General features: G+C 60.2%; 22 protein-coding genes. 6 read left to right on the forward strand and 16 right to left on the reverse strand.

Annotated elements, in window-relative coordinates; genetic code table 11:
• Positions 1–61 precede the first annotated feature (61 nt).
• Genes xdhA through xdhC form a run of 3 tightly spaced genes read left to right on the forward strand, consistent with a single transcriptional unit; the run spans position 62 to position 4,744 of the window.
• Positions 62–1,519: a xanthine dehydrogenase small subunit gene (gene xdhA, locus DSL70_RS02675; RefSeq protein WP_119306318.1), complete on the forward strand. Its 1,458-nt coding sequence runs from the start codon at positions 62–64 to the stop codon at positions 1,517–1,519.
• Positions 1,516–3,888, forward strand: coding sequence for a xanthine dehydrogenase molybdopterin binding subunit (gene xdhB, locus DSL70_RS02680; RefSeq protein WP_119306319.1), 2,373 nt, complete (start codon positions 1,516–1,518; stop codon positions 3,886–3,888). The genes xdhA and xdhB overlap by 4 nt, the downstream gene beginning before the upstream one ends.
• Complete coding sequence (xdhC, locus tag DSL70_RS02685) at positions 3,881–4,744, forward strand: xanthine dehydrogenase accessory protein XdhC (RefSeq protein ID WP_119306320.1); 864 nt, start codon at positions 3,881–3,883, stop codon at positions 4,742–4,744. The genes xdhB and xdhC overlap by 8 nt, the downstream gene beginning before the upstream one ends.
• A 97-nt stretch (positions 4,745–4,841) precedes the next feature.
• Here xdhC and DSL70_RS02690 read toward each other — a convergent pair whose 3' ends face one another.
• From DSL70_RS02690 to puuE, 3 genes are read right to left on the reverse strand one after another with little or no spacing between them, the layout of a single operon-like run.
• On the reverse strand, positions 4,842–6,269 hold the full coding sequence (locus DSL70_RS02690; protein ID WP_119306598.1) for a uracil-xanthine permease family protein: 1,428 nt from the start codon (positions 6,267–6,269) through the stop codon (positions 4,842–4,844).
• A gap of 50 nt (positions 6,270–6,319) precedes the next feature.
• Positions 6,320–6,856, reverse strand: coding sequence for an ureidoglycolate lyase (locus tag DSL70_RS02695; RefSeq protein ID WP_119306321.1), 537 nt, complete (start codon positions 6,854–6,856; stop codon positions 6,320–6,322).
• Complete coding sequence (gene puuE / locus DSL70_RS02700) at positions 6,853–8,292, reverse strand: allantoinase PuuE (RefSeq protein WP_119306322.1); 1,440 nt, start codon at positions 8,290–8,292, stop codon at positions 6,853–6,855. Before puuE ends, DSL70_RS02695 begins: the two co-directional genes overlap by 4 nt.
• Before the next feature lie 183 nt (positions 8,293–8,475).
• Between puuE and uraH the strand changes: the two genes are divergently transcribed.
• Positions 8,476–8,829, forward strand: a complete 354-nt coding sequence (uraH, locus tag DSL70_RS02705; protein ID WP_119306323.1) for a hydroxyisourate hydrolase — start codon at positions 8,476–8,478, stop codon at positions 8,827–8,829.
• 32 nt (positions 8,830–8,861) lie between these two features.
• Here uraH and DSL70_RS02710 read toward each other — a convergent pair whose 3' ends face one another.
• Positions 8,862–9,800, reverse strand: coding sequence for a LysR family transcriptional regulator (locus DSL70_RS02710; RefSeq protein ID WP_119306324.1), 939 nt, complete (start codon positions 9,798–9,800; stop codon positions 8,862–8,864).
• A gap of 221 nt (positions 9,801–10,021) precedes the next feature.
• On the opposite strand from DSL70_RS02710, the gene DSL70_RS02715 reads away from it, so the two are divergent.
• Positions 10,022–11,269, forward strand: coding sequence for a urate hydroxylase PuuD (locus DSL70_RS02715; RefSeq protein ID WP_119306325.1), 1,248 nt, complete (start codon positions 10,022–10,024; stop codon positions 11,267–11,269).
• 99 nt (positions 11,270–11,368) lie between these two features.
• On the opposite strand, the gene ureG is transcribed toward DSL70_RS02715, so the two are convergent.
• The 12 genes from ureG to urtA form a co-directional block, all read right to left on the reverse strand.
• Positions 11,369–12,001, reverse strand: a complete 633-nt coding sequence (gene ureG / locus DSL70_RS02720; RefSeq protein WP_119306326.1) for an urease accessory protein UreG — start codon at positions 11,999–12,001, stop codon at positions 11,369–11,371.
• On the reverse strand, positions 11,998–12,804 hold the full coding sequence (locus DSL70_RS02725; RefSeq protein ID WP_245418072.1) for an urease accessory protein UreF: 807 nt from the start codon (positions 12,802–12,804) through the stop codon (positions 11,998–12,000). The genes ureG and DSL70_RS02725 overlap by 4 nt, the downstream gene beginning before the upstream one ends.
• Positions 12,719–13,321: a UreE family protein gene (locus DSL70_RS02730; protein WP_119306327.1), complete on the reverse strand. Its 603-nt coding sequence runs from the start codon at positions 13,319–13,321 to the stop codon at positions 12,719–12,721. The genes DSL70_RS02725 and DSL70_RS02730 overlap by 86 nt, the downstream gene beginning before the upstream one ends.
• An 84-nt stretch (positions 13,322–13,405) precedes the next feature.
• A complete protein-coding gene (gene ureC, locus DSL70_RS02735; RefSeq protein ID WP_119306328.1) occupies positions 13,406–15,118 on the reverse strand; it encodes an urease subunit alpha in 1,713 nt (570 codons plus the stop codon).
• Entirely contained in the window at positions 15,118–15,423 is a 306-nt protein-coding gene (locus tag DSL70_RS02740) for an urease subunit beta (RefSeq protein ID WP_119306329.1), read from the reverse strand. Before DSL70_RS02740 ends, ureC begins: the two co-directional genes overlap by 1 nt.
• 10 nt (positions 15,424–15,433) lie before the next feature.
• Positions 15,434–15,736, reverse strand: coding sequence for an urease subunit gamma (locus DSL70_RS02745; protein WP_119306330.1), 303 nt, complete (start codon positions 15,734–15,736; stop codon positions 15,434–15,436).
• A gap of 17 nt (positions 15,737–15,753) precedes the next feature.
• The gene (locus DSL70_RS02750) at positions 15,754–16,659 is read right to left on the reverse strand and encodes an urease accessory protein UreD (RefSeq protein ID WP_119306331.1); all 906 of its coding nucleotides are present in this window, start codon (positions 16,657–16,659) and stop codon (positions 15,754–15,756) included.
• The gene (gene urtE, locus DSL70_RS02755; RefSeq protein ID WP_119306600.1) at positions 16,634–17,377 is read right to left on the reverse strand and encodes an urea ABC transporter ATP-binding subunit UrtE; all 744 of its coding nucleotides are present in this window, start codon (positions 17,375–17,377) and stop codon (positions 16,634–16,636) included. Before urtE ends, DSL70_RS02750 begins: the two co-directional genes overlap by 26 nt.
• Positions 17,378–17,379: 2 nt before the next feature.
• Complete coding sequence (gene urtD / locus DSL70_RS02760; protein ID WP_119306332.1) at positions 17,380–18,141, reverse strand: urea ABC transporter ATP-binding protein UrtD; 762 nt, start codon at positions 18,139–18,141, stop codon at positions 17,380–17,382.
• On the reverse strand, positions 18,138–19,313 hold the full coding sequence (urtC, locus tag DSL70_RS02765) for an urea ABC transporter permease subunit UrtC (RefSeq protein ID WP_119306333.1): 1,176 nt from the start codon (positions 19,311–19,313) through the stop codon (positions 18,138–18,140). The genes urtD and urtC overlap by 4 nt, the downstream gene beginning before the upstream one ends.
• Positions 19,310–20,926, reverse strand: coding sequence for an urea ABC transporter permease subunit UrtB (urtB, locus tag DSL70_RS02770; protein ID WP_119306334.1), 1,617 nt, complete (start codon positions 20,924–20,926; stop codon positions 19,310–19,312). The genes urtC and urtB overlap by 4 nt, the downstream gene beginning before the upstream one ends.
• Positions 20,927–21,014: 88 nt before the next feature.
• Positions 21,015–22,283, reverse strand: coding sequence for an urea ABC transporter substrate-binding protein (gene urtA / locus DSL70_RS02775; RefSeq protein WP_245418088.1), 1,269 nt, complete (start codon positions 22,281–22,283; stop codon positions 21,015–21,017).
• A gap of 543 nt (positions 22,284–22,826) precedes the next feature.
• Here urtA and DSL70_RS02780 point away from each other — a divergent pair.
• Positions 22,827–24,311 (forward strand): glycosyltransferase family 4 protein, encoded by a 1,485-nt coding sequence (locus tag DSL70_RS02780; protein WP_119306336.1) that lies wholly within the window; start codon positions 22,827–22,829, stop codon positions 24,309–24,311.
• Positions 24,312–24,561: the final 250 nt, after the last annotated feature.

Below are 24,561 nucleotides of genomic sequence, written 5' to 3' on the forward strand. Positions count from 1 at the left end.
TGATCACTAGAATGTTTTGCGTATTATCTGGGCAGTCCAACTCTTCTGGAGGGTTCAGGCCATGCCGTCAATCCGCAAGGATATTCGTTTCTGGCTCAATGACGAACTGATCGTGCTCGATCACTGTTCACCGAGCGAGACACTGCTCGACTATCTGCGTCTTGAACGGCGCTTGACTGGAACCAAGGAAGGCTGCGCAGAGGGCGATTGCGGTGCATGTACCACGCTTGTGGGGCGGCTCTTTCAAGGCACTCTGATCTATGAGTCCGTCAATGCCTGCATTCGCTTTCTGCCCAGCCTTGACGGTTGCCACGTAGTGACCATCGAAGGGCTCAGGGGGACGGACGGCGGTTTGCATCCGGTGCAGCAGGCGATGGTGGATCACCATGGCAGCCAGTGCGGCTTCTGTACACCGGGCATTGTGATGTCGCTCTATGCGCTCTGGATGACCGATCCCGAACCGACCCGTGACAGGATTGAAGAGGCACTGCAGGGCAATCTTTGTCGCTGCACGGGCTATGCACCGATCATCCGCGCCGCTGTCGCCATCAGCGGCTATGGATCTCCGGCTTCGGATTGGCTGGAGCAGGAGAGAAAACGCAATTTCAAGCGTCTGATCGATCTCAAGGACGGGGCGCGGGTGGTGCTGGAGAGCGACGGAAGGCGGGCGATCCTGCCAGCCAATCTCGATGATTTTTCCCATGTGCGTCTTGAGGAGCCCGATGCCATCATCGTGGCGGGGGCAACGGATGTCGGGCTGTGGGTCACCAAGCAGATGCGTGACCTTCAGACGCTGATCTTCATCGGCCATCTGGAGGACATGAAGACCGTGATCTGCTCCCAGACCCACATCACCATCGGCGCCGGTGTGACCTATAGCGAGGCGCAGCAGGCGATCAGTGGCTATTTCCCTCATCTCGATGCCTTCTGGCGGCGTATCGCTGGCCAGCAGATCCGCAACATGGGCACCATCGGCGGCAATATCGCCAACGGGTCGCCCATCGGCGACATGCCGCCGGTGCTGATCGCTCTGGGGGCCGATCTTGTGCTGCGCAAGAGCTGGGAGCAGCGCACCATCCGGCTCGAGGATTTCTTCCTTGACTATGGTAAGCAGGACCGTTGGGAGGGGGACTTCGTCGAGGCGATCCGCATACCCATTCCGGGACCGGGCAGCCTGCACGGGGTCTACAAGATTTCCAAGCGTCGGGACGAGGACATTTCGTCGGTTTGCGTGGCGTTTCACCTTGTTGTGAGTGGCGGCAAGATCGTCAAGGCGCGGATTGCCTTCGGCGGCATGGCCGCAACGCCCAAGCGGGCATCGGAGGCTGAAGCGGCCCTCAAGGGGCAGGCCTTCTCGCTTGCTGCCATGCAGGCCGCTGCCGACCGTCTGCCACTGGATTTCCACCCGATCAGTGACATGAGGGCCAGTGCCGACTATCGCATGCGGGTGGCCAAGAATCTCTTCGAGCAGTTCTGGCATGACAAGCGGGGCGCGCTATCTCTGGAGGCGGCTGAATGAAGCAAGATGTGAAAAGCGCAAAGACGGTCGCCCAAGGCATCCGCGGGGCCGTGCATCAGGATCACAAGCATGACTCCGCCCACAAGCATGTGACGGGGGCCGCCGACTATACCGATGACACGCTGGAACCGGTCGGCACGCTGCACGCCTATCTGGGTCTCAGTGACAAGGTTCATGCCAGGATTGTCGCCATGGATTTTACTCCCTGCCTTGCCATGGATGGTGTGGTGGGTGTGCTCACCGCCGAGGATATCGTCGCGCCGGGGCATAATGACGTGAGCGCCAATCACCTCAATGACGAACCGGTTTTCCCGACCGGCAAGGTGCAGTTTCTAGGGCAGCCATTGTTTGCCGTGGTCGCCCGAACACGGGCCGAGGCGCGCAAGGCAACTGCGGCCGCCAGGATCACCTATGAAACCTTGCCAGCCAAGATTGATGTGCTTGCGGCGAAAGAGGCAGGCTATCCCAATGTTGCCAAACCGCTGAAGCTGGAGCGCGGCGATGTGAAGGCGGGTTTTGCCAGCGCGGCCCACCGGATCAAGGGGCAGATCCGTATAGGCGGACAGGATCACATGTATCTGGAAGGCCAGATCGCCTTTGCCATTCCCGGCGAGGACGAGGACATGCTGATCCGCACCTCGACCCAGCACCCCAGCGAAGCTCAGCATATGGTGGCTCAGGTGCTCGGCATCCCCTCCCACTCGGTCACAGTGGAAGTGCGGCGGCTCGGCGGCGGGTTCGGTGGCAAGGAATCGCAGATGAGCATTTTCTGTGCCGTTGCGGCGTTGGGTGCGCGCAAGTTTGGCCGCCCGGTCAAGATCCGCCCTGATCGGGATGACGACATGACGGCCACCGGCAAGCGGCATGACTTCGTGGTCGACTATGAGGTTGGCTTTGATGAGGATGGGGTGATCGTTGCCGTCGAAGGCGATTTCATGGCCCGATGCGGCTTTGCTGCCGATCTGTCCGGCCCGGTGACCGACCGGGCGTTGTTTCATGCGGACAACGCCTATTTCTACCCCCATGTGCTGTTGCGTTCGCATCCTCTGAAGACCAACACGGTTTCCAACACGGCGTTTCGCGGCTTTGGTGGGCCGCAGGGAGTGGTGGTTGCCGAGCGGATCATCGAGGAGATCGCCTTTGCCCTTGGCAAGGATCCGCTGGCGGTGCGCAAGGCCAATTTCTATGGCGGCGCGGGGCGGGACGTAACGCCCTATCACCAGCAGGTCGAGGACAATATCCTGCCACGCCTCATTGGTGAAATGGAGGCAAGGGCCGACTATCAGGCACGCCGTGTAGCCATTCTCGCGTTCAACGAGGAGGCTAACCGCTCCGGCGGCATCCATCGCAAGGGGCTGGCGCTGACGCCGGTCAAGTTCGGGATTTCCTTCACGGCCACCCATTTCAATCAGGCTGGCAGCCTCATTCACATCTATTCCGACGGCTCGATCCAGCTCAACCATGGCGGCACCGAGATGGGGCAGGGTCTCTACACCAAGGTGGCGCAGGTGGTGGCCGACGCCTTTCAGGTGGATATCGAGCGGATCAAGATCACGCGCACGGCGACGGACAAGGTGCCCAACACCTCGGCAACGGCGGCGTCTTCCGGCTCCGATCTCAATGGCATGGCGGCGCTCGATGCTGCCAACCAGCTCAAGGGGCGGCTTGTTGCCTTCATGTGCGAGAAATGGGGCGAGGCTGAAGAGGCCATCACCTTCCTGCCCAACCGGGTAATGATTGGCGATGTGTCGCTGTCCTTCGACGAGCTGATCAAACAGGCTTACCTCGCGCGGGTGCATCTGTCGGCGGCGGGCTTCTACAAGACGCCGAAGATCCACTGGGATCGGGACAAGGGAGAGGGACGGCCGTTTTTCTACTATGCCTATGGCGCGGCGGTGTCGGAAGTCACGGTCAACCGGCTGACCGGGGATTATGTCATCGATCGGACCGATATCATCCACGACGTTGGCAAGTCGCTCAATCCGGTGCTCGACCGGGGGCAGGTGGAAGGCGCCTTTGTGCAGGGCATGGGCTGGCTGACCACCGAGGAGCTGTGGTGGGACGGCGATGGCCGACTGCGGACGCATGCTCCGTCGACCTACAAGATCCCGCTTGCCAGCGATATTCCGCGTATCTTCAACGTCGAACTGGCTGAATGGTCCGAGAATGCCGAGCGCACGATCAAGCGCTCCAAGGCCGTCGGCGAGCCGCCCTTCATGCTGGCAATCTCGGTGCTGGAGGCGCTTTCCATGGCGGTGGCCAGCGTGGCGGACTACACGGTTTGTCCAAGGCTGGACACCCCGGCAACACCCGAGCGGGTGCTGATGGCAATCGAGGCCCTGCAGGCGAAAGGGCGCTCTGATGGCTGAGGGGTTGGCGCTGTTCCTGCAAGAGGCCGGGCCCGTCATCAAGGTCTGCCTCAGTGACGTCCGGGGCTCCTCTCCCCGTGAGGCCGGAGCCTCGCTCTATGTGACCGAAAAGCGGATGCATGGCACCATTGGCGGCGGGCAACTGGAATATATCGCCATTGACGAGGCCCGGCGGATGCTCGGGCGTGGCGAGGCGGAAAAGCGGTTGGCTGTGCCACTGGGGCCAGAGATCGGCCAATGCTGCGGCGGCGCCGTGACACTGTCCTTTGCGCTGATGGATGAAGCGCAGAAGGAAGCTGAAATCGCAGCCGAACGGAAGGCTCTGGATGCCTTGCACCATGTCTATATCTTCGGTGCCGGGCATGTGGGACGGGCGCTCGCCCGGGCGCTGCATCTGCTGCCCGTCCGGCCGATCCTTGTCGACAGCCGAGCCGAAGAGCTGGCGCTGGTCGATGTGCCGGTGGAGCAGCGTCTGTCGGCCCTGCCGGAAGCGGAGATCCGCGCCGCGCCGCCTGCAAGCGCGTTTCTCATCCTGACCCACGATCATGCTCTTGATTTTCTGCTGGCGCGGGAAGCACTGGCGCGAGCTGATGCGGCCTATGTCGGCATGATCGGTTCGAAGAGCAAGCGGGCCACCTTCAGCCATTGGCTGAAGCGCGAGGCACCGGATCAGGCTGAGGCGCTTCTGCCTTCGCTGGTCTGCCCAATCGGTCGGCATGACCATGTGCGCGACAAGCGACCTGAGGTGATTGCCGCGATGGTGGCGGCCGAGCTGCTGGGCGTTCTGTTGCGGGATCTGCCATCTGGGCAGTCTGGCCCCGATGCGCATGCCGGGCAGGCTGACCGGATATTCTGAAACAGCCTGTCCTCAAACCATCCATCCAATGAATTCAGGCAAGGAAAAAGCCCGGCAGGTGGTGCCGGGCTTTTGTTTTCAATGGTCAGACGCTGGATCACTCGCCGGGCTGGACTTCCGGGTTATGACCGGCCATGCCGCCGGACACTTCCTCGGTGGCTTCTGCTGCCAGTTCTTCTGGCAGGACCAGGTTGAGAACCACGGCGATCAGAGCAGAAGGCAACAGGCCGGATGTCAGAAGGACCTTGAGCGTGCCCGGAACATACTGCAGGGCGCTTGGCTCCAGCTGCAGGCCCAGACCGACCGACAGGGAGATGGCGAAGATCACCATGTTGCGACGGTTCCAGTTGACGTCGGACAGCATGGAGATGCCGGAAGCGACGACCATGCCGAACATGACCACCACGCCACCACCAAGAACTTCGATCGGGATGGTGCGGATGAGGCTGCCCACCTTCGGGACGAGGCCACAGATGATCAGGAAGATGGCACCAAAGGTGACCACATGGCGGCTCATGACGCCGGTGATGGCAACCAGGCCCACGTTCTGGGAGAAGGAAGTGTTTGGCAAGGCACCGAAGACACCGGCAATGGCCGTGCCCAGTCCGTCTGCATAGGTGGCGCCTGCGATTTCCTTGTCGGTTGCCTCGCGACCTGCACCGCCCTTGGTGATGCCGGAAACGTCGCCAACGGTTTCAATGGCGGAGACGACGGCCATCAGGCAGAAGCCGATGATCGCGGCAAAGGACATTTCAAAGCCGAATTTGAATGGCATTGGCAGGGCAAAGGCCGCAGCGTTGTTCCATGAACCGGCGATGGAGGCAACCGGCAGCTTGCCAATGACAATGGCGAAGATGTAACCGGCGATGAGGCCAAGCAGCACGGCGGAAATGGCCCACATGCCACGGGCATAGAATTTGAGGCCAAGGGTGACAAGGATCACCACAGCTGCGCAGGCCCAGCTGGTGAGCGTGCCGAATTCAGGCTTGCCAACCATGTGGGCACCGCCTGCCGAATACTGGATGCCGACCTTGATCAGCGCCAGACCGATCATCATCACCACAAGGCCGGTGACGAGCGGCGGCAGGGCAAAGCGGATCTTGCCGATGAACAGGCCAAGGAAGGCGTGGAACAGACCACCGATGAAAATCCCGGTGTAGAGAGCGGCCATGCCGTCAACACCCTTGCCGGCAACCAGCGGGATCATGACAGGCAGGAAGGCGAAGCTGGTGCCCTGAACCACAGGCAGGGCGGCGCCAACCGGGCCGAGCGTGATGGTCTGGAGCAGGGTTGCCACACCGGCAATCAGCATGGCCATCTGGATCATGTAGAGCAGCTCAGGGAAATCCGGGCTGTTGGAGCCAAAGCCGAAGCCTGCTGCGCCAGCGACGATGATGGCAGGTGTCACGTTGGCAATGAACATGGCCAGCACGTGCTGGATGCCCAGTGGAATGGCCTTGAGTAGTGGTGGCGTGTAGTTTGGATCACGGAGCTGCTCCGGAGTGCCGATAGAATTGTTCTTCATCATGTTACCCCTCAACGGTTATTGTCTTTCCTCCGGTGACTTTTTGTCTTTTATTTTGTCTTGCGTGAGCTTTTGCTCTTGGGGTTGGCAACAACCCAGTAGGGTTCTTCGAACCAGTATTCTTCAAGATTTTTCGCCTCGCCGATCCGGTCGACGACGGCAAACAGGCCTGGCGCGCGGAGTGGCGTCAGGACGCCGTGCCACACATTGCGGTGAAAATTGATGCCCTGCCCCGGTCTTGTCTCGAAGGCCAGTGGCCTGCCCGGCCTGCCGTCTTCGTCCGGTGCGACGATGACCAGAAAGGCATGCATGCTCATGGGCAGGAAGGCCTGCGAGCCGAGCGGATGCCGTTCAACCATGTCGAGGCAGTAGGGCAGGGTGCGCGGCTCGGAATCAAAGATCGAGATGCCGGCCCGTCCCGGGTCGCCATCGGTTGCGAGGAAATCGAGACCTGCCAGATCATGATAGCGACCACAGAAGCCCTGGTTGATCATCTTCGTGGGCGACCCGTTTGCTTCGAGGATGTCGCCGAAGGGGGCGAAGGCCTCAGCGGTCAGGGGTGCGATCATGATCTGTTCGTCACTCATCGATCGTCTCCACCCAGAAGCGCGCCGACACGATGGAAGGCAATGCGCTCAACCTGGCCACAGGCGGTGGCAAATTCGGTCTCGCTGTCGTTGTCTATGCGTTGCCTGAAGGCAGCAAGGATGCCTGCCTTGTCATGATCGCGCACGGCGATGATGAACGGAAAGCCGTGCTTGTCCATGTAGGCGGTGTTTAGCGCAGTGAATTGGGTGCGTTCTTCCTCGCTCAGGATGTCAAGACCGGCGCTTGCCTGCTCGGCGGTGGAGTCTGCGGTCAGCGCCTTGGCTGCAGCCAGCTTGCCTGCGAGATCCGGATGGGCCTTGAGGACAGAGAGTTTCTCGTCTTTCGTGGCGGACCGGAAGGCACGACAAAGGGCGTTGTGCAGACCGATCACCGTATCATGAGCCGCGCCCAGCTCCAGCGCGTGGGCACGTTCCGCAATCCACGGGCTGTGTTCGAAGACACCACCATAGAGCGTAACGAAGCGCTCGGCGCCCATCCGGCTGGGGCGCTCGAAACGGACCGCAGGATGGACCGCCTGCCAATGGCGGGCAATGTCGATGCGGCGGGCGAACCAGACGTCTCCCTTTGACTGGGCATAGTCCATGAAGCGCTTGAGCGCCATGACGCGCCCCGGACGGCCAACAAGGCGGCAGTGCAGGCCGATGTTCATCATCTTGGCCGTGCCCGCTGCGCCTTCTTCATAAAGGCAGTCGAAGGTATCCTTGAGATAGGCAAAATACTGGTCGCCGGAGTTGAAGCCCTGTGCGGTGGCAAAGCGCATGTCGTTGCAGTCCAGCGTGTAGGGGATCAGCAACTGGTCGCGCTCACCAGCCTCGATCCAGTAGGGCAGGTCATCGTCATAGATATCGGAGATATAGTCGAAGATGCCGAGTTCGGCGGCCAGCGCCACAGTGTTGGCCGAGCAGCGACCGGTGTACCAGCCCTTCGGCTTGGCGCCGGTGACCTCTTCATGCAGGCGAATGGCCTCGAGCATGTCAGCCTTTTCGCTTTCAGCGGTGGCGTCCTTGTATTCGATCCACTTGAGGCCGTGGCTGGCGATTTCCCAGTCTGCGGCCTGCATTGCTGCCACCTGTTCGGGGCTGCGGGCAAGGGCGCTGGCAACGCCATAGACGGTGGCCGGGATGCCCATGGAGGTGAACAGGCGATGGAGACGCCAGAAACCGGCGCGGGCGCCATATTCATAGATGGATTCCATGTTCCAGTGGCGTTGACCGGGCCAGGGAGCAGCGCCGACGATTTCTGAAAGGAAGGCTTCCGATGCGGCATCCCCGTGCAGGATGCAGTTCTCGCCGCCCTCTTCATAATTGATCACAAACTGCACAGCGATCTTGGCTCCGCCGGGCCATTCGGCCTTTGGCGGGGTCGGTCCGTAACCGGACATGTTTCGCAAATATCGCGTATTTTCCGTATTCATCCTGGTTCCTTGCGGCTCCCTATTCTCATTTCCTTCTATACCATTAAAATATGATCACATTTTCTTGAAATTCCGATAGCTATTTATGCATAATAAAGGAATGGCTTGAAAGCGGATGCTATTATGATGCGACTCCGAATGCAGTAGCGCAACGCGGACGCAACCTAAAGGACGGTGAATTTCATGAGCGGATATCTGACAACCCACGTCTTGGACACTGCAAGGGGGTGCCCGGCGGCGGGTATGGCTATTGAGCTCTATCGTCTGGATGGAGAAACGCGGACCCTGCTCGCCACCAGCCTGACCAATGAGGATGGCCGGACCGATGGTCCCATCCTGCCCGAAGAAGACTTTGCAACAGGGACTTACGAGCTGGTGTTTTATGCCGGTGCCTATCTCGACGAGGTTGAGGCGCTGCACAAGGAACCGCGGTTTCTCGACATCATTCCGATCCGCTTCGGCATGAACGAGGCCGTGCATTATCATGTGCCACTGCTGCTTTCCCCCTATGGCTATTCGACCTATCGGGGCAGCTGATCGGGCTTCCTTGGGCCTCTTCAGAGCGGCTATTAGCCCCTCAATTCGCCTCGTAATTCTTTGGCCTGATCGGAAAGAACGGTGCGGATGTGGCCGGAAATGAAGTCGATGAACAGGCGGATCTTGGGATCCTGCCGTCGACGATGTGAATAAAGACAGGCCATCTGGATGGGAATCGGCGGGGTGTCGGTTAGAATCGGCACCAGTTGCCCCGTCCGCAGATAGTGCAAAACCTCGAACTCAGGCTTCAGAATGATGCCGTGGCCATGCAGCGCCCAATCGGTGAGGACGTCGCCATCGTCCGACTCAAACGGACCGGAAACGGCAAACCGCTTGACGCCATCGGCCGTCTGTAGCGGCCACTGGAATTCCGGTGCGCCGGGATAACGCAGGTTGAGGCAGGCATGGTTGGGGCCGGACAGGTCCTCGCCGCTTTCCGGTTCGCCATGGGTCTCGATGTAGGATGGAGCGGCGCAGAGCACTCGGCGGCAGTCGGCGATCTTGCGAATACGCAGGTTGGAATCCTCCGGCACGCCGAGGAAGAAGGCGACATCAAGCCCTTCGGCGGCGACATCGATCTTGCGATCCGACAGGCGCATGCGCACGTCGATCAGCGGGAATTCCTTCTTGAAGTCCGGCACCGCAGGGGCGACCAGCCGTCGACCAATGCCGAGAGGCGCGGCCACATGGATGGAGCCGCGTGGTTTCAAGGTGACACTGGAGACAAGCGCCTCGGCCTCTTCGATGGTTTCCAGAACACGGCAGGCGCCGGGGTAGAACAGTTTGCCCTGTTCGGTCGGTGTCAGCATGCGTGTGGTGCGCTGGAACAGGCGGACGTTGAGGTGATCTTCCAGTTGCGAGATGCGGGCCGAAGCCACGGCCGGGGAAATGCGCTGATCGCGGGCGGCGGCCGACATGGACCCCAGTTCGAAGACACGGACGAAGGTTTTGATATTATCAAAATAGGACATGGTATTTGTCCGTCGCTTTTTCTTGTTTTTTTTGAATCTGATCTGTCTTTTTCTTCATACCAGAAAATCACTCTCTGCAATAGAGTGAACAAAAGGCCCCGGGAAGCGTTTGCCGCAAGCATGCACAGAAAGCATGTGCCGCTGCGTTCCGGCACTCTATACGGGAACGGTCAAAAGGGGTCATCTGAGGGGGAGCAAGAGTTTGAACTTGGAGTTTCGGGATGCTTGATTTTGACTTGTTGCAACCGCTCATCTGGTCCTGGCTGGAATTTGCCGTGCGCTGGACCCATGTGATCACCGCGATCGCCTGGATTGGATCGAGCTTCTATTTCATTGCGCTGGATCTGGGGCTCAGGAAGGCCCCCAACCTGCCGGTCGGTGCCCATGGTGAAGAATGGCAGGTGCATGGTGGCGGTTTCTATCATATCCGCAAGTTCCTCGTGGCGCCCGAGCACATGCCCGAGCATCTGACATGGTTCAAGTGGGAGAGCTATTCGACCTGGCTGTCCGGTGCGGCGCTTCTGATGGTCACCTATTGGGCCGGTGCCAATCTGTTTCTCATCGATCCGGCCAAGATGGAGCTGGAGGTCTGGCAGGCGATCCTTGTGTCCGCCGGTTCGCTGACCATCGGCTGGCTCGTTTATGATTTCCTCTGCAAATCAAGCCTTGATGAAAAGCCGACGCTGCTGATGGTGCTGTTGTTCGTGCTGCTGGTGGCAATGGGCTGGGGCTATAACCATGTCTTCACCGGCCGCGCCGTGCTGCTGCATCTGGGGGCCTTTACCGCAACCATCATGACGGCGAATGTCTTCTTCATCATCATTCCGAACCAGAAGATCGTGGTGGCCGATCTCAAGGCCGGGCGGACGCCAGACCCGAAATATGGCAAGATCGCCAAGCTGCGTTCGACCCACAACAACTATCTCACCTTGCCGGTGATCTTCCTGATGCTGTCCAACCACTATCCGCTGGCCTTTGCCTCTCCCTACAACTGGGTGATTGCGGCGCTGGTGTTCCTGATGGGAGTAACGATCCGGCACTGGTTCAACAGCCGCCACGCTCGCAAGGGCAACCCCTACTGGACCATTCCGGCAACGATCCTGTTGTTCCTTGCGATTGTCTGGATCTCGCTCATTCCTGCCGACTATCTGGAGGAAAGCGACGCGGCCAGCCGCCCGCTCACCGAATATGAGATGAAATATGCCAATGCGGCGGGTTTTGAAGAGGTGACCGACATCGTCATCAGCCGCTGTTCCATGTGCCATGCGGATGAAGTGGCATGGGACGGGATCGGCACCGCGCCGCGCGGCATCCATCTAGACAATGAGGCGCGGATCATCCGGGCTGCACGCGAAATCTTTCTCAATGCCGGGGCGACCAACGCCATGCCGCCGGCCAACGTGACCTTCATGGAGCCGGAGGAACGCCGGGCCATTGTCAACTGGTACAAGGCAGCGCAGCAGGGGTGATCGCCTGACTTTCAGGTTCTGTTTCAAACAAAAGGCCCGCATGCTGTGCGGGCCTTTTGTGTTTCTGATTGTGCGTGCACGGCAGGGTCGCCGGTCACGTCATTCGAAGCCGGACTTCCTGCAAAGGAAGCTGACGATCTCGTCAACGCCGACGTTGCGGGAGAGATCGGTAAAGAGATGGGCCTTGTCACCACGCACCTTTGCCGCATCCGTTTTCATCCGCTCCAGATCCGCCCCGACATAAGGGGCCAGATCGGCCTTGTTGATCAGCAGGAGATCGGATCGCGAAATGGCCGGGCCGCCCTTGCGCGGGATGTCGTCGCCTTGTGCGACGGAAATGACGTAGATCGTCAGGTCGGCAAGGTCTGGTGAGAAGGTGGCCGCCAGATTGTCGCCGCCGGATTCGATGAAGATGAAATCGAGATCCTTGTGGCGGGCGCAGAGCTCGTCCACAGCCGCAAGGTTGATCGAGGCATCTTCGCGAATGGCCGTATGCGGGCAACCGCCGGTTTCGACCCCGATGATGCGATCTTCCTGCAGGGCCTGTTTGCGCACCAGCGCCTCGGCGTCTTCCTTGGTGTAGATGTCATTGGTGATGACACCGATGGAGAAGCGGTCGCGCATGGCAAGGCAGAGCTTCTCCGTCAGGGTCGTCTTGCCCGAACCGACCGGGCCGCCGATGCCGATGCGCATCGGTCCGGCGTAGCTTTCTTGCGTGCTTGGTGAAGTCATGAACGGAAAATCCTCGTGTGAAGGGTCTCGTGCCGCATGGCGGCGATATCGGAATGGAAGCAGCTGGTGCCCAGCGCCTCAAGGCTTGCGGTTGCCGCGTGGTCTGCCGTAGCAAGGAGCGTCGCTTCAAGGCGGGCCTGTAGCCTGAGGCCATCGGACTGGCCGAGCGGCACAAGGCGCATGGCGACGGAAATGAGGTTTGAGGCAAAGGCGTGCAGACTTGCAGTCAGGATTGCCGTAAGGCCAATGCCGTGCACGCGGGCGGTTGCGCCCATGATGACCGGCAGGGCGACGGACTCCGGTTTCCTTTCCCCGATCAACTCGAGCAGCCGAGTTGGCCAGGCGGCGCTGGCCTTGAGGAAGGCCATGCCCTGCTGGGTGGTTTCCATGTGGCGTTCGCGGCTGGCCGAGAGGGCAAGCGCGAGATCGTTGAGGGCGTTGAGGGCGGCCATGTCGCCTGCGCCGATCCGCCAGGCGTGGGCGAGCAGAATGGCGTCGCTGCGTGCGCTGCCCATGATCAGAAGCAGTTCGATCCAGTCGCCGACGCTGTCCCTGTCATGGCAGGTGCCGTCGCTGATGGCGGTTTCAAGGCCATGGCTGTAGCTGAAGGTGCCAAGGGGGAAGGCCGGGGAAAGCCACGTCAACAGACGGATCAGGGCAACTCCCTGAAGGGCCGCTGACGAGGGCTCTACGGTTCCATCTGGCAGGAGCGTGGGATCAGTGGTCATGCGGCCCGTGATCATTGTTGTGATCGTGATGATGGGAATGGCCATGGTCATGGTGGTGATCATGCTCGTGGTCATGGCTGTGGCCGTGATCGTGCCCATGTTTGTGGCTATGCCCGTGATCGTGCCCATGTTCGTGGGTGGGGCCACTGGCCGATTTGCTCACATAGGCGCCGCTCATGGGCGAGAAGGGAGCGGAGATGGCGGAAAGCGTGCCACCCAGACCTTCCAGCATGTCGGCAATCACTGCATCCTTGCGGATGCGCAGGTGGTCTTCATAGATCTCGACCGGCTGATGGCGGTTGCCCAGATGCCAGGCTAGCTGCAACAGGGCCAGCGGCGTTGTTGCCCGGACCTCCAGCAGGTCTTCGGGGCGGGCCAGCACTTCGATGATGCGTCCGTCCTCCAGTTGCAGGCCGTCGCCATGATCCATGCGCATCGCCTTGGCAAGAACCAGCATGAAGTCGAAGCCCCTGTCGCTGGTCAACTGGATCCTGCGGCGATAGCGGTCTTCCTCATCAAGGGTGATGGTGTCAAACGGCGGCTCGGACCAGCTTCCCTTTGGCAGGATGCTGGAGGCTTTTGCAATCGGCATGTTTTTATTCCTCATGAGACATATCCCTGCAGAGACGATGCCCTGCAGGGATATGAAGGGGTCTGTTCGCTCCGGCTGGCCGGATCAGAACAGGAAGTAGCGCTGGGCCATCGGCAGCTCGGTTGCCGGTTCGCAGGTGAGGATTTCACCATCGGCCCGCACTTCATAGGTTTCCGGATCGACCGAGATTTCCGGCGTGGCGTCATTGAGCTTCATCGACGCCTTGGAAATGCCGCTGCGGGTGTTCTCGACCGCAACCAGCGCCTTGGCAACGCCGAGCTTTTCAGCAAGGCCCGCTTCAATGGCTGCCTGCGAGACGAAGGTTACCGAGCTGTTGGTCAATGCCTTGCCGAAGGCCCCGAACATCGGCCGGTAATGGACCGGCTGTGGCGTTGGGATGGAGGCATTCGGGTCGCCCATCGGAGCGGCTGCAATCGTGCCGCCGATCAGTACCATGTCCGGTTTTACGCCGAAGAAGGCCGGATTCCACATCACGAGGTCGGCGCGCTTGCCCGGCTCGATCGAGCCGATGTGCCTGCTCATGCCCTGCGCGATGGCCGGATTGATGGTGTATTTGGCGATGTAGCGCTTGACGCGTTCATTGTCGTTGTCGCCGGTCTCGATGGAGAGGGCGCCGCGCTGTTTCTTCATCTTGTCTGCCGTCTGCCAGGTGCGGATGATCACTTCGCCAACGCGGCCCATGGCCTGGCTGTCCGAGGAAATGATCGAGAAGGCACCCATGTCATGCAGGATGTCCTCGGCGGCAATGGTCTCCTTGCGGATGCGGCTCTCGGCGAAGGCCACGTCTTCGGGAATGTTGGCATCGAGGTGATGGCAGACCATCAGCATGTCGAGATGCTCGGCGATGGTGTTCGCCGTGTAGGGACGGGTCGGGTTGGTCGAGGAGGGCAGCACATTGTTCATGCCGCAGATCTTGATGATGTCCGGTGCGTGGCCCCCGCCAGCGCCCTCGGTGTGGAAGGCGTGGATGGTGCGGCCCTTGAAGGCATCAACTGTGCTTTCGACAAAGCCGCTCTCGTTGAGCGTGTCGGTATGGATCATCACCTGCACGTCGAAGGCATCGGCAACGGTCAGGCAGGTGTCGATCGCCGAGGGGGTGGTGCCCCAGTCTTCGTGCAGTTTGAGGGCTGCCGCGCCGCCCAGCAACATCTCTTCCAGAGCCTTCGGCTTGGAGGCGTTGCCCTTGCCTGCATAGGCGAGGTTCATCGGGAAGGCATCGGAGGCCTCGATCATGCGGGCAATGTGCCATGGTCCCGGAGTGCAGGTGGTGGCCAGCGTGCCATGGGCCGGGCCGGTGCCGCCGCCGAGCATGGTGGTGATGCCGGACATCAGCGCTTCCTCGATCTGCTGGGGGCAGATGAAGTGGATGTGGGCGTCCATGCCGCCTGCGGTGATGATCTTGCCTTCACCGGCAATGGCTTCGGTACCCGGACCGATGATGATGTCGACGCCGGACTGGGTGTCCGGGTTGCCTGCCTTGCCGATGCCGCAGATCACGCCATCCCTGAGGCCGATGTCGGCCTTGTAGATGCCGGTATAATCAACGATCAAGGCGTTGGTGATGACGGTGTCAACGGCGCCGTCGGCACGGGCGACCTGTGACTGGCCCATGCCGTCGCGGATGACCTTGCCACCGCCGAATTTCACTTCGGAGCCGTAGGTGGTGAAGTCCTTCTCGACCTCGATGAACAGCTCGGTGTCGGCCAGACGCACCTTGTCGCCGGTGGTGGGGCCGAACATGTCTGCATAGGCAGCGCGGGAAATCGTATATGCCATCAGAGAGCCCCTCCAATTTCTGCGCGGAATCCAAAGACCTCGCGCTTGCCTTCAAGCGGGATCAGTCTGACCTTGCGGGTCTGGCCCGGCTCGAAGCGGACGGCCGTGCCCGAGGCGATGTCAAGGCGCTTGCCGCGGGCGGTAGCGCGGTCAAAGGACAGGGCCGGGTTGGTTTCAAAGAAATGATAGTGGGAGCCGACCTGCACCGGGCGGTCGCCGGTGTTGGAGACTTCCAGTTCGGTGACCTCCAGTCCGGCGTTCAGTTCGATGTCGCCAGCGGCGGTGATGATTTCACCTGGAATCATGATGCCCTCCTCAGCGGATCGGTTCGTGGACGGTGACCAGCTTCACCCCGTCGGGGAAGGTGGCTTCCACCTGGATGTCATGGATCATCTCGGGGATGCCTTCCATCACCTGAGCGCGGCTGATGATATGGGCCCCGGCTTCCATCAGGTCGGCAACGGTGCGACCATCGCGCGCGCCTTCGACGATGAAGTCGGTGATCAGTGCCACGGCCTCGGGATGATTGAGCTTGACGCCCCTTTCAAGGCGCCGGCGTGCCACCATGGCTGCCATGGCGATGAGAAGTTTGTCCTTCTCTCTCGGTGTCAAATTCATGACGCTTCCTCTCTGGTTCAGGTCGTCCAGACACGCGGGAGAGGCTCCCCGGTCCGAAAATGTGAAATCAATGGAATGAGCGCTGCGCGCAGTGCCATGCCGTTTGTCGCCGTGAGGCGGGCAAGGATCTTGCCGTTGAAGCTGGAAAGTCCCACCGTGCAGTCGGCAAATGGCTGCATCAGGGCTCGGCCCCTGTCGACCAGCGCGTCCATCGCATCGCTGTCTTCTGGGCCGGTGTAGCAGAGTGTGGCAAGCGCCAGATGGCCGGACAGCACTGCGTCCGCCAGGCCGATCCGTGCCACGTCGCCCTCAAGGCGCTGTGCCTCGGCGTGGATCAGGCGGCCATCCCGGTGGATGTGCCAGCTGTCGCGGAAGGCAAGGCTCCTGAGCGCCTCGCCCATGGCAAGGCGACCGAGCAGCAGGCTCTCGACCGCCATGAAGCGGGCGTTGCCCGCAAGATGCACATCAAGAGAGCGGTAGAGCCCGGCACGGTCATAAAGGATTGTTTCCTGCGGCAGCCAGTCAAGGCGCGCGCCGTCTGCCACGGTGACATGATTGCTGACGCGGGCAACCCCGCTGTCCGCCTTGTAGATCTTCTCGCAGGCCTGGGTGGTGATCACCGCGTAGGTGCCGGTTGCCGCATCGGCCTGCCAGCTGACGATATCGCCACCGGTGAGCCCGCCCGAGCTGTTGATCAGAACGGCTTCAGCGGCGCTGCCGCCATAGACCCTTGGCAGACGGATCTTGGCGCAGCCCTGCTGATAGAGGCGATCGAGGCGGGTGTTGCCCGCTCCATCCTCCTTGAAGCTGACCCGTCCGGCGCCCGTGGTTCTCTGCGCCGGAGCCCTGCCCGCTGCGCCATCGGAAGAGGTGCCGGGAAGGCCGCTGGCAGAGGCGTCAGACGGTGAGATGGTTGCGTACATGTTCCTTGTCCAGATCTTCGGCAGGACCAGAATGCACGATCTCGCCACGGTCCATGATATGGACAACATCCGCCAGCTCACGGCAGAAATCAAGATATTGTTCGACCAATAGAATCGCCATTCCCTTTTCCTCCTTGAGGTAGGTGATGGCGCGGCCGATATCCTTGATGATCGAGGGCTGGATGCCTTCGGTCGGTTCGTCCAGCACCAGAATGTCCGGGCGGGTGACCAGCGCCCTGCCGATGGCCAGCTGTTGCTGCTGGCCGCCGGAGAGGTCACCGCCGCGACGCGAGAGCATGTCCTTGAGAATCGGGAACAGCTCGAAAATCTCTTCCTCGACAAACCGCTGCTTGCGGGGCAGGCGGGCAAAGCCGACCTCGAGATTTTCCCTGACTGTCAGCTGCGGGAAGATTTCGCGGCCCTGAGGCACATAGGCGATGCCCCGTCCTGCGCGGGCATAGGGCGGGGCCTTGGTGACATCGGCGCCGCCGAGAATGATCCTGCCCTTGCTCACCGGATGCTGGCCGACAATGGCGCGCAGCATCGAGGTCTTGCCGACGCCGTTGCGTCCCAGAACGCAGGTGATCCGGGCGCTTTCCACATCCAGAGAGATGTTGCGCAGCGCTTGCGCTGCACCGTAATGCAGGTCGATCCCCTCGACGGAGAGGGCGAGGGGTTTGCTTTCCTGCCGGGATGACGAATTCACCGCTGTACTCATGATCATCTCCCCAGATAACTTTCAATGACGTCCGGATGGGCGCTGACGTGGTCGAGCGAGCCTTCGGCCAGAACGGCGCCTTCGGCCAGCACCGTGACCTTGACACCAAGATCGCGGATGAAGCCCATGTCATGCTCGACGACGATGACCGAATGGGTCTTGGAAATCTCGCGCAGCAACTTGGCGGTTTCCACCGTTTCGGCATCGGTCATGCCCGCTACGGGTTCGTCAACGAGCAGGAGCTTGGGGTCCTGCGCCAGCAGCATGCCGATTTCGAGCCACTGTTTCTGGCCATGGGACAGGTCCGAGGCCAGTTCGTTGGCGCGATGGGTAAGGCGGACGGTTTCAAGGATGCTGGCGATCTTGGCTGCCTCCTCTTCGCTTTCGCGATAGAACAGCGAAGCCCAGACGCCACGATTGCCCGCCAGAGCCAGCTCGAGATTCTCGCGCACGGTCTGGCTTTCGAACACGGTTGGCTTCTGGAACTTGCGCCCGATCCCGGCCTGGGCGATTTCGGTCTCGTCATGCTGGGTGAGGTCCATCTTGCCTTCAAACAGCACGTCGCCGGTGTCCGGGCGGGTCTTGCCGGTGATGATGTCCATCATTGTCGTCTTGCCGGCGCCGTTGGGGCCGATGATGGCGCGCATCTCGCCCTTCTCGATGGTCAGGGACAGCCCGTTGATGGCCTTGAAGCCGTCAAAGGAGACCGAGACGTCATCGAGATAGAGCAGCGCCGAGGTCATCTGGTTGGTTTCTTCGGTCATGACGCTTCACCCTCCTTGCGCAATTCGCTAGCATCTGCCGGGTCCTGTACCAGCGCGGTGGCCTTGCCCGATCCGAGGCTCTTCAGCTTGCCGGTGGCATCGGACAGGGTGCCAAGGATGCCGCGCGGCATGAACAGGGTCACCGCTACGAACAGGCCACCCAGAACGAACAGCCAGTATTCGGGGAACTGGGCCGTGAACCAGCTTTTGCCGAGGTTGACCGTGATGGCGCCAACAATCGGGCCGATCAGGGTGCCGCGCCCGCCAACCGCGGTCCAGATGACCACTTCGATGGAGTTGGCCGGGGCAAATTCCCCCGGGTTGATGATGCCGACCAGCGGCACATAAAGGGCGCCCGCGATGCCAGCCATCATCGCCGACAGGGTGAAGACGAACAGCTTCACATGCTCGACGCGATAGCCAAGGAAGCGGGCGCGGCTTTCTGCATCGCGTGTGGCCAGCAGCACCTTGCCGAACTTGGAGCGGACGATGGCCGAGCTGATGATGAGCGCCAGACAGAGGGCAAAGGCTGCGGCGGCAAACAGCCCGGCGCGGGTGGATGGTTCCTGCAGGGTGTAGCCGAGGATGTCCTTGAAGTCGGTGAGGCCGTTGTTGCCGCCAAAGCCCATGTCATTGCGGAAGAAGGCGAGCAGCAGCGCATAGGTCATGGCCTGGGTGATGATCGACAGATAGACCCCGGTGACGCGGGAGCGGAAAGCAAACCAGCCGAACACGAAGGCCAGTAGCCCCGGCACGGCGAGCACCATGAGAGCGGCGAACCAGAACTGGTCGAAGCCATACCAGTACCATGGCAGCTCCTTCCAGTTCAGGAACACCATGAAGTCCGGCAGGATCGGGTCGCCATAGACACCACGTGAGCCGATCTGGCGCATCAGATACATGCCCATGGCGTAGCCGCCAAGGGCAAAGAAGGCGCCATGACCAAGCGAAAGAATGCCGCAATAGCCCCAGACCAGATCAAGCGTCAGCGCCAGCAGGGCATAGGTGAGATATTTGCCGAACAGCGAGACGATGTAATCGGGCACGTAAAGGGCGTGTTCGGGCGTCAGAAACAGGTTGCTGAGGGGCACGAGAATGCCGATCAGGGCGATGGCCGCTGCGACCCAGGCGATGCGTCCGGCAAGGCCGCGAAACAGAAAAGCGGAGATCATTGTTCCACGGCCCTTCCCTTGAGAGCGAACAGACCGCGTGGCCGTTTCTGAATGAACAGGATGATGAAGACCAGCACGAGGATCTTGCCAAGCACGGCACCGGCGAAGGGTTCAAGGAACTTGTTGGCGACGCCGAGGGTCAAGGCCCCGATGAGCGTGCCCCAGAGGTTGCCGACCCCGCCGAAGACCACGACCATGAAGCTGTCGATAATGTAGCTCTGGCCGAGGTTGGGCGAGACGTTGCCGATCTGGCTGAGGGCTACCCCGGCGATGCCCGCGATGCCGGAGCCGAGGGCAAAGGTGAAGGCATCGACCCACGGAGTGCGGACCCCGAGCGAAGAGGCCATGTTGCGGTTCTGCGTTACGGCACGCATCTGCAGGCCCATCGGCGTGCGCTTGAGCAGCAGGAACAGCAGGCCGAAGACGGCAAGGGCAAAGAAGAAGATCCAGATGCGGTTCCAGGTCAGCGACAGGCCTGCCAGATCAAGGGCGCCAGACATCCAGGACGGGTTGCTGACTTCCTTGTTGGTGGGGCCGAAAATGGTGCGGACCGCCTGCTGCAGCATCAGCGAGACGCCCCAGGTGGCAAGCAGCGTTTCCAGCGGTCGGCCATAGAGAAACCGGATGATGCCACGCTCAAGCACAAAGCCCACCGCGCCGGCAACAAGGAAGGCAATGGGAATGGCAAAAAGCAGGGAATAGTCGAACAGGCCCGGCGCAGTGGACTGGATGACCTGCTGTACGGTGAAGGTCGTGTAGGCACCGATCATCACCATTTCGCCATGGGCCATGTTGATGACGCCCATCACGCCGAAGGTGATGGCAAGGCCGATGGAGGCGAGCAGCAGCACGGAGCCAAGGGACAGGCCGTACCAGATATTCTGGACGCCTTCCCAGATGGCGAGCACGCGCTCGATGGCGACGACGGCGCGCTCGGCGGCGTCCCTGACAGCGCCTTCGCCTTTTTCAGCGGCGGCTGTGAGCATGGAGAGCACCTGACGGCCACCCTTCTCGCGCAGCACGTCGATGGCGGCCAGCTTGTCGCTTTCGGACGCGTCGGAGCTCAGGACAAGTCCGGCGCGGGCTTCTTCAAGAAAGGCGGAAACTTCCGGGTCCTGTTCCTTGGCAAGCCGGGCCTCGATGGCGGGCAGGGCGCTGGCGTCCTGAGCCTTGAAGATGGTTTCCGCCGCTTCCAGACGCTTGGCCGGGTCGGGGCTGTTGAGGGCAAACAGGCTCAGGCCGTCGCGGATCTGGCGGCGCAGGCTGTTGTTGGCCTTGATCTTGTCGAGGGTTCTCTTGTTGATGTCGGGAATGACTTCGCCGCTTACTGGATCTGTCAAGGTGAAGTTTTTGCCCGCACTTTCGGTCAGGAAGACGCGATTGTCCGCCTTGCGGACATAGAGGTTTCCATCGGCCAACTGGCTGAGGACGGGAACCACCTTCGGGTCTCCGGTTGCCAGAAGGGCATCCACTTTTTCTGCCCTGTCTTTCAGGCTGCCGTCGGCCAGAGCGTTGATCGTATCCTGCAGATCATCGGCCATGGAGGGGGGAACGGCAGCTGAGGAAAGGACGAGAGTGACAAGACAAACAAGCAGTGCGCGCAGCAATGTCATGAATTTCTCTCTTGCTAGACATGTCTGCCCCGGTGACAGGAAGCCTGTCACCGGGGACCGGAAGAAGGATGACGTGCGTCGGGCCCGATCAGTTGCCCTTGCCGCCGCATTCCTTGGTTTCGGTATTGAAGTTGCCGCAGGAGAGCGGCGCGCGCCAATCGGAGATCAGTTTGGCGGAATCAGGCAGATAGTCGGACCATGCGTCACCCGGGACGAGGCCGGCGGTTTCGTAAACCACGTCAAACTGGCCGTTGTCCTGAATTTCGCCGATCAGAACCGGCTTGGTGATGTGATGGTTCGGCATCATGGCGGAGTAGCCGCCGGTGAGGTTTGGAACCGAGATGCCCGGCAGGGCGTCGATGACGGCATCGGAGTCGGTGGTGCCGGCAGCCTCAACCGCTTTCACCCACATGTTGAAGCCGATGTAATGGGCTTCCATCGGGTCGTTGGTGACGCGCTTGTCATTCTTGGTGAAGGCGTGCCATGCGTCGATGAACTCGGCATTGGCGTCGGATTCAACAGACTGGAAGTAGTTCCATGCGGCCAGATGGCCTACGAGCGGCGCAGTGTCGAGACCGGCCAGTTCTTCTTCACCCACAGAGAAGGCGACGACCGGAATGTCTTCTGCCTTGATGCCCTGGTTGGCCAGTTCCTTGTAGAAAGGCACGTTGGCGTCACCGTTGATGGTGGAGACCACGGCGGTCTTCTTGCCCGCTTCACCAAACGCCTTGATGTCGGAAACGATGGTCTGCCAATCGGAGTGACCAAATGGGGTGTAGTTGATCATGATGTCTTCTTCGGCCACACCCTTGGCCTTCAGATAGGCTTCAAGAATCTTGTTGGTGGTGCGCGGGTAGACATAGTCGGTGCCAGCCAGAACCCAGCGTTCGACGCCTTCCTCTGCCATCAGGTAATCGACGGCGGGAATGGCCTGCTGGTTCGGAGCGGCACCGGTATAGAAGACGTTGCGCTGGGATTCCTCTCCCTCATACTGGACAGGGTAGAAGAGGATCGAGTTGAGTTCCTCGAACACCGGCAGCACGGACTTGCGCGAAACCGAGGTCCAGCAGCCGAACACAGCGGACACCTTGTTGACGTCGATCAGCTCGCGGGCTTTTTCGGTGAACAGCGGCCAGTCGGAGGCCGGGTCGACAACGACCGCTTCGAGCTTCTTGCCCAGAAGGCCGCCTTTCTTGTTCTGCTCGTCGATGAGCATCAGCATGGCGTCCTTGAGGGTGGTTTCGGAAATGGCCATGGTGCCGGAGAGGGAATGCAGAATGCCGACCTTGATGGTGTCTTCCGCGAAGGCCGCGGAAGCAGAGATCAATGAGGTGGTCAGAGCAAGGGCAGCAGCAATTTTTGTAATTTTGGAAGACACTTTTTTATAACTCCATCTGGTGGTGATGGGGTTGAATTTGCAATGCCTGTGCCAAGATGTTCGGGGTGGTTCAATTTGTCGGCAGTCTTTGTGAAGATACTGATTTCTATGACCAAAAAGATGAGCCTTGCAGCCGTGTTGCTTGCTGGTGGAGAGGGTGGATGTATAAATACTTAATATTTGGTATAGAATCTCTCTGTTGGCTGCGTGGGGTATGGGCATGTGATTAAATTTTAGGCGTTTTGTTGTTGAGGTTGGTTGTTTTCTGGCGTAGGTGCAATTTGGGGTGCTTTAAAAATGGTCGTTGCACCCTGGGTGATCTGGGTTCGCAGGCGTGTCCGGGTGGAAAAAAGGCTTGCCGCTGTTGATGGAAGTGTGGCATTGCCTAACAGTTGTGCTGCCAGAGCGAATATGAGCGACAAGAGGCCCGACCCTCAGGAGGTTCATTTTTGCCCCGGGGTGATCCTGAGTGATCCTGAATGATATTGTGCCATTTGACAGATAGATAATTGATTGCTTCCCATGCAGAAAATCAAACTCCTCGTCGACCTGAAGCCTGCGCTTGATGGTTTTGCCGGAATTCCGCAAGAGACCCGACTGCTTTTCTCCAATCTCAGGAAACTCGATGAGCCGTTTCTCAGCGATGGGTTGCTTCAGCATGGCAGCGGCTATCTGACGTCGCGCCCCGGTGTCGAGCGGTTGCCAGCCAACGAGCGTGTCATTCATGACTCGCGCACGGTTGTCTCCTTCTGTCGAAACGCCGTGAAGACATATGTTCCGGGCCTGCCGAAATACATGCAGCGCTACATTGCCCTGCAGATCCTGCGCTGGCAGACCATGCGCGGTCAGGCGTGTGAGCTGGGGGTGTTTGAAACAGCTAGGTTTGATGACTTCCTGTGGCGCCATCTGTTCAGCAAGAGCCTGCCGCTGGAAGACATGGAGCGGGTTACGCGGGCGCGCTATCGCATCATCAATCACTCACGCAAGCATTTCCATAATGTCGGCTTGAAGAGCAAGAAGCGGCGATATCCCAGCGTGGTGACGGATGAGTATGATTTCCTGATTGCCCAGACGCCATTCCCGGCCCATGTTTCGCCCAGAACCAAGCTGGTGGTGCGCTATCATGATGCCATTCCGGTGTTGATGCCGCACACGATCAGCGATGTATCCTTTCATCAGGCCTCGCACTATCGGGCGCTTGAGACCAACGTCAGGGACGGGGCGCTGTTTGCCTGCGTTTCGGAGCAGTCGCGGCAGGATCTGCTCAAGATGTTCCCCGAGGTCGAACACCGGTCTGTCACCATTCACAACATGATCAGCGGTGATTTCTGGCCGAGTGAAGAGCCTGCCGATCGGGTTCGAGATATTCTGGCCAGTCGTCAGGCTGATCCTGAGCTTGGGCCTGCCGGCCCTGTGCGTGGGGAGCGTGGAGCTGAGGAGCGCGGGCAGGGTGGACGCGGGCAGGGGGATGACTATCTCCTGATGATCTCGACGCTTGAGCCGCGCAAGAACCATGCGCTGCTTGTCTCTGCATGGGAACGCCTCAGACACAGGACGAACAGAAACCTGAAGCTGGTTGTCGTTGGTGGCAAGGGCTGGAATTACGAGCCGATCCTGAACCAGATGCGCCCGTGGATCGCGCGGGGAGAGCTGTTCCATCTGCAAGGTGTTTCCAATGCCGAACTGCGTCTGCTCTACAGCCATGCCGCGGCCACGATCTGCCCCAGCTTTGCCGAGGGCTTTGACTATTCCGGCATCGAGGCAATGCGGTGCGGTGGCGTTGTCGCTGCATCCGATATTCCGGTTCATCGCGAGGTTTTTGAAGGGGGCGCGGTTTATTTCAGCCCCTATAGCGTGGACGACGCGACCCGTGTGATCGGGGATCTTTTGGCGGATGAGGCAAAAGAACAGCGACAATCCATGCGCGAGGCGGCTCGCCATAACCTCAAGGCCTATGAAACGGAAACGCTGCTTTCTCAATGGCAGGATTTCCTGCTGAGCCGGTGAGTTCGATCGTTGATGCAATCGGGACGGGCAAAAGCTGGCGGAATTGCAAGGCTTTCGGGGTTTCCAGATCATGAAATGGCCAGAATTTTTGTATTGCTTTTACTGTATCTGCACGATAAATGTTTGCCTCAAGCGGGGTATTGAAAGGTTTCGGGTGAGGAAGTGATGAATGTATCATGTCCCCCGAATATATTCCTCGAAAGAATTGGCATCTAAGTTTTGTGATGTCTTGCTGCGCAGCTGTTTATCA

This window comes from Cohaesibacter haloalkalitolerans (assembly GCF_003574655.1).
Classification (GTDB): domain Bacteria; phylum Pseudomonadota; class Alphaproteobacteria; order Rhizobiales; family Cohaesibacteraceae; genus Cohaesibacter; species Cohaesibacter haloalkalitolerans.

What these genes read in the sequence shown, in the direction of transcription:
- xdhA (WP_119306318.1), top strand. Translation starts at nt 62, where the DNA reads ATGCCGTCAATCCGCAAGGATATTCGTTTCTGGCTCAATGACGAACTG.
- DSL70_RS02715 (WP_119306325.1), top strand. Translation starts at nt 10,022, where the DNA reads ATGCTTGATTTTGACTTGTTGCAACCGCTCATCTGGTCCTGGCTGGAA.
- DSL70_RS02695 (WP_119306321.1), bottom strand. Translation starts at nt 6,856, where the DNA reads ATGAGTGACGAACAGATCATGATCGCACCCCTGACCGCTGAGGCCTTC.
- DSL70_RS02745 (WP_119306330.1), bottom strand. Translation starts at nt 15,736, where the DNA reads ATGAATTTGACACCGAGAGAGAAGGACAAACTTCTCATCGCCATGGCA.
- urtB (WP_119306334.1), bottom strand. Translation starts at nt 20,926, where the DNA reads ATGACATTGCTGCGCGCACTGCTTGTTTGTCTTGTCACTCTCGTCCTT.
- DSL70_RS02780 (WP_119306336.1), top strand. Translation starts at nt 22,827, where the DNA reads ATGCAGAAAATCAAACTCCTCGTCGACCTGAAGCCTGCGCTTGATGGT.
- DSL70_RS02730 (WP_119306327.1), bottom strand. Translation starts at nt 13,321, where the DNA reads ATGCCGATTGCAAAAGCCTCCAGCATCCTGCCAAAGGGAAGCTGGTCC.
- uraH (WP_119306323.1), top strand. Translation starts at nt 8,476, where the DNA reads ATGAGCGGATATCTGACAACCCACGTCTTGGACACTGCAAGGGGGTGC.
- DSL70_RS02740 (WP_119306329.1), bottom strand. Translation starts at nt 15,423, where the DNA reads ATGATTCCAGGTGAAATCATCACCGCCGCTGGCGACATCGAACTGAAC.
- urtE (WP_119306600.1), bottom strand. Translation starts at nt 17,377, where the DNA reads ATGAGTACAGCGGTGAATTCGTCATCCCGGCAGGAAAGCAAACCCCTC.
- urtD (WP_119306332.1), bottom strand. Translation starts at nt 18,141, where the DNA reads ATGACCGAAGAAACCAACCAGATGACCTCGGCGCTGCTCTATCTCGAT.
- DSL70_RS02710 (WP_119306324.1), bottom strand. Translation starts at nt 9,800, where the DNA reads ATGTCCTATTTTGATAATATCAAAACCTTCGTCCGTGTCTTCGAACTG.
- xdhB (WP_119306319.1), top strand. Translation starts at nt 1,516, where the DNA reads ATGAAGCAAGATGTGAAAAGCGCAAAGACGGTCGCCCAAGGCATCCGC.
- xdhC (WP_119306320.1), top strand. Translation starts at nt 3,881, where the DNA reads ATGGCTGAGGGGTTGGCGCTGTTCCTGCAAGAGGCCGGGCCCGTCATC.
- DSL70_RS02690 (WP_119306598.1), bottom strand. Translation starts at nt 6,269, where the DNA reads ATGAAGAACAATTCTATCGGCACTCCGGAGCAGCTCCGTGATCCAAAC.
- DSL70_RS02725 (WP_245418072.1), bottom strand. Translation starts at nt 12,804, where the DNA reads ATGACCACGAGCATGATCACCACCATGACCATGGCCATTCCCATCATC.
- puuE (WP_119306322.1), bottom strand. Translation starts at nt 8,292, where the DNA reads ATGAATACGGAAAATACGCGATATTTGCGAAACATGTCCGGTTACGGA.
- ureG (WP_119306326.1), bottom strand. Translation starts at nt 12,001, where the DNA reads ATGACTTCACCAAGCACGCAAGAAAGCTACGCCGGACCGATGCGCATC.
- ureC (WP_119306328.1), bottom strand. Translation starts at nt 15,118, where the DNA reads ATGGCATATACGATTTCCCGCGCTGCCTATGCAGACATGTTCGGCCCC.
- DSL70_RS02750 (WP_119306331.1), bottom strand. Translation starts at nt 16,659, where the DNA reads ATGTACGCAACCATCTCACCGTCTGACGCCTCTGCCAGCGGCCTTCCC.
- urtC (WP_119306333.1), bottom strand. Translation starts at nt 19,313, where the DNA reads ATGATCTCCGCTTTTCTGTTTCGCGGCCTTGCCGGACGCATCGCCTGG.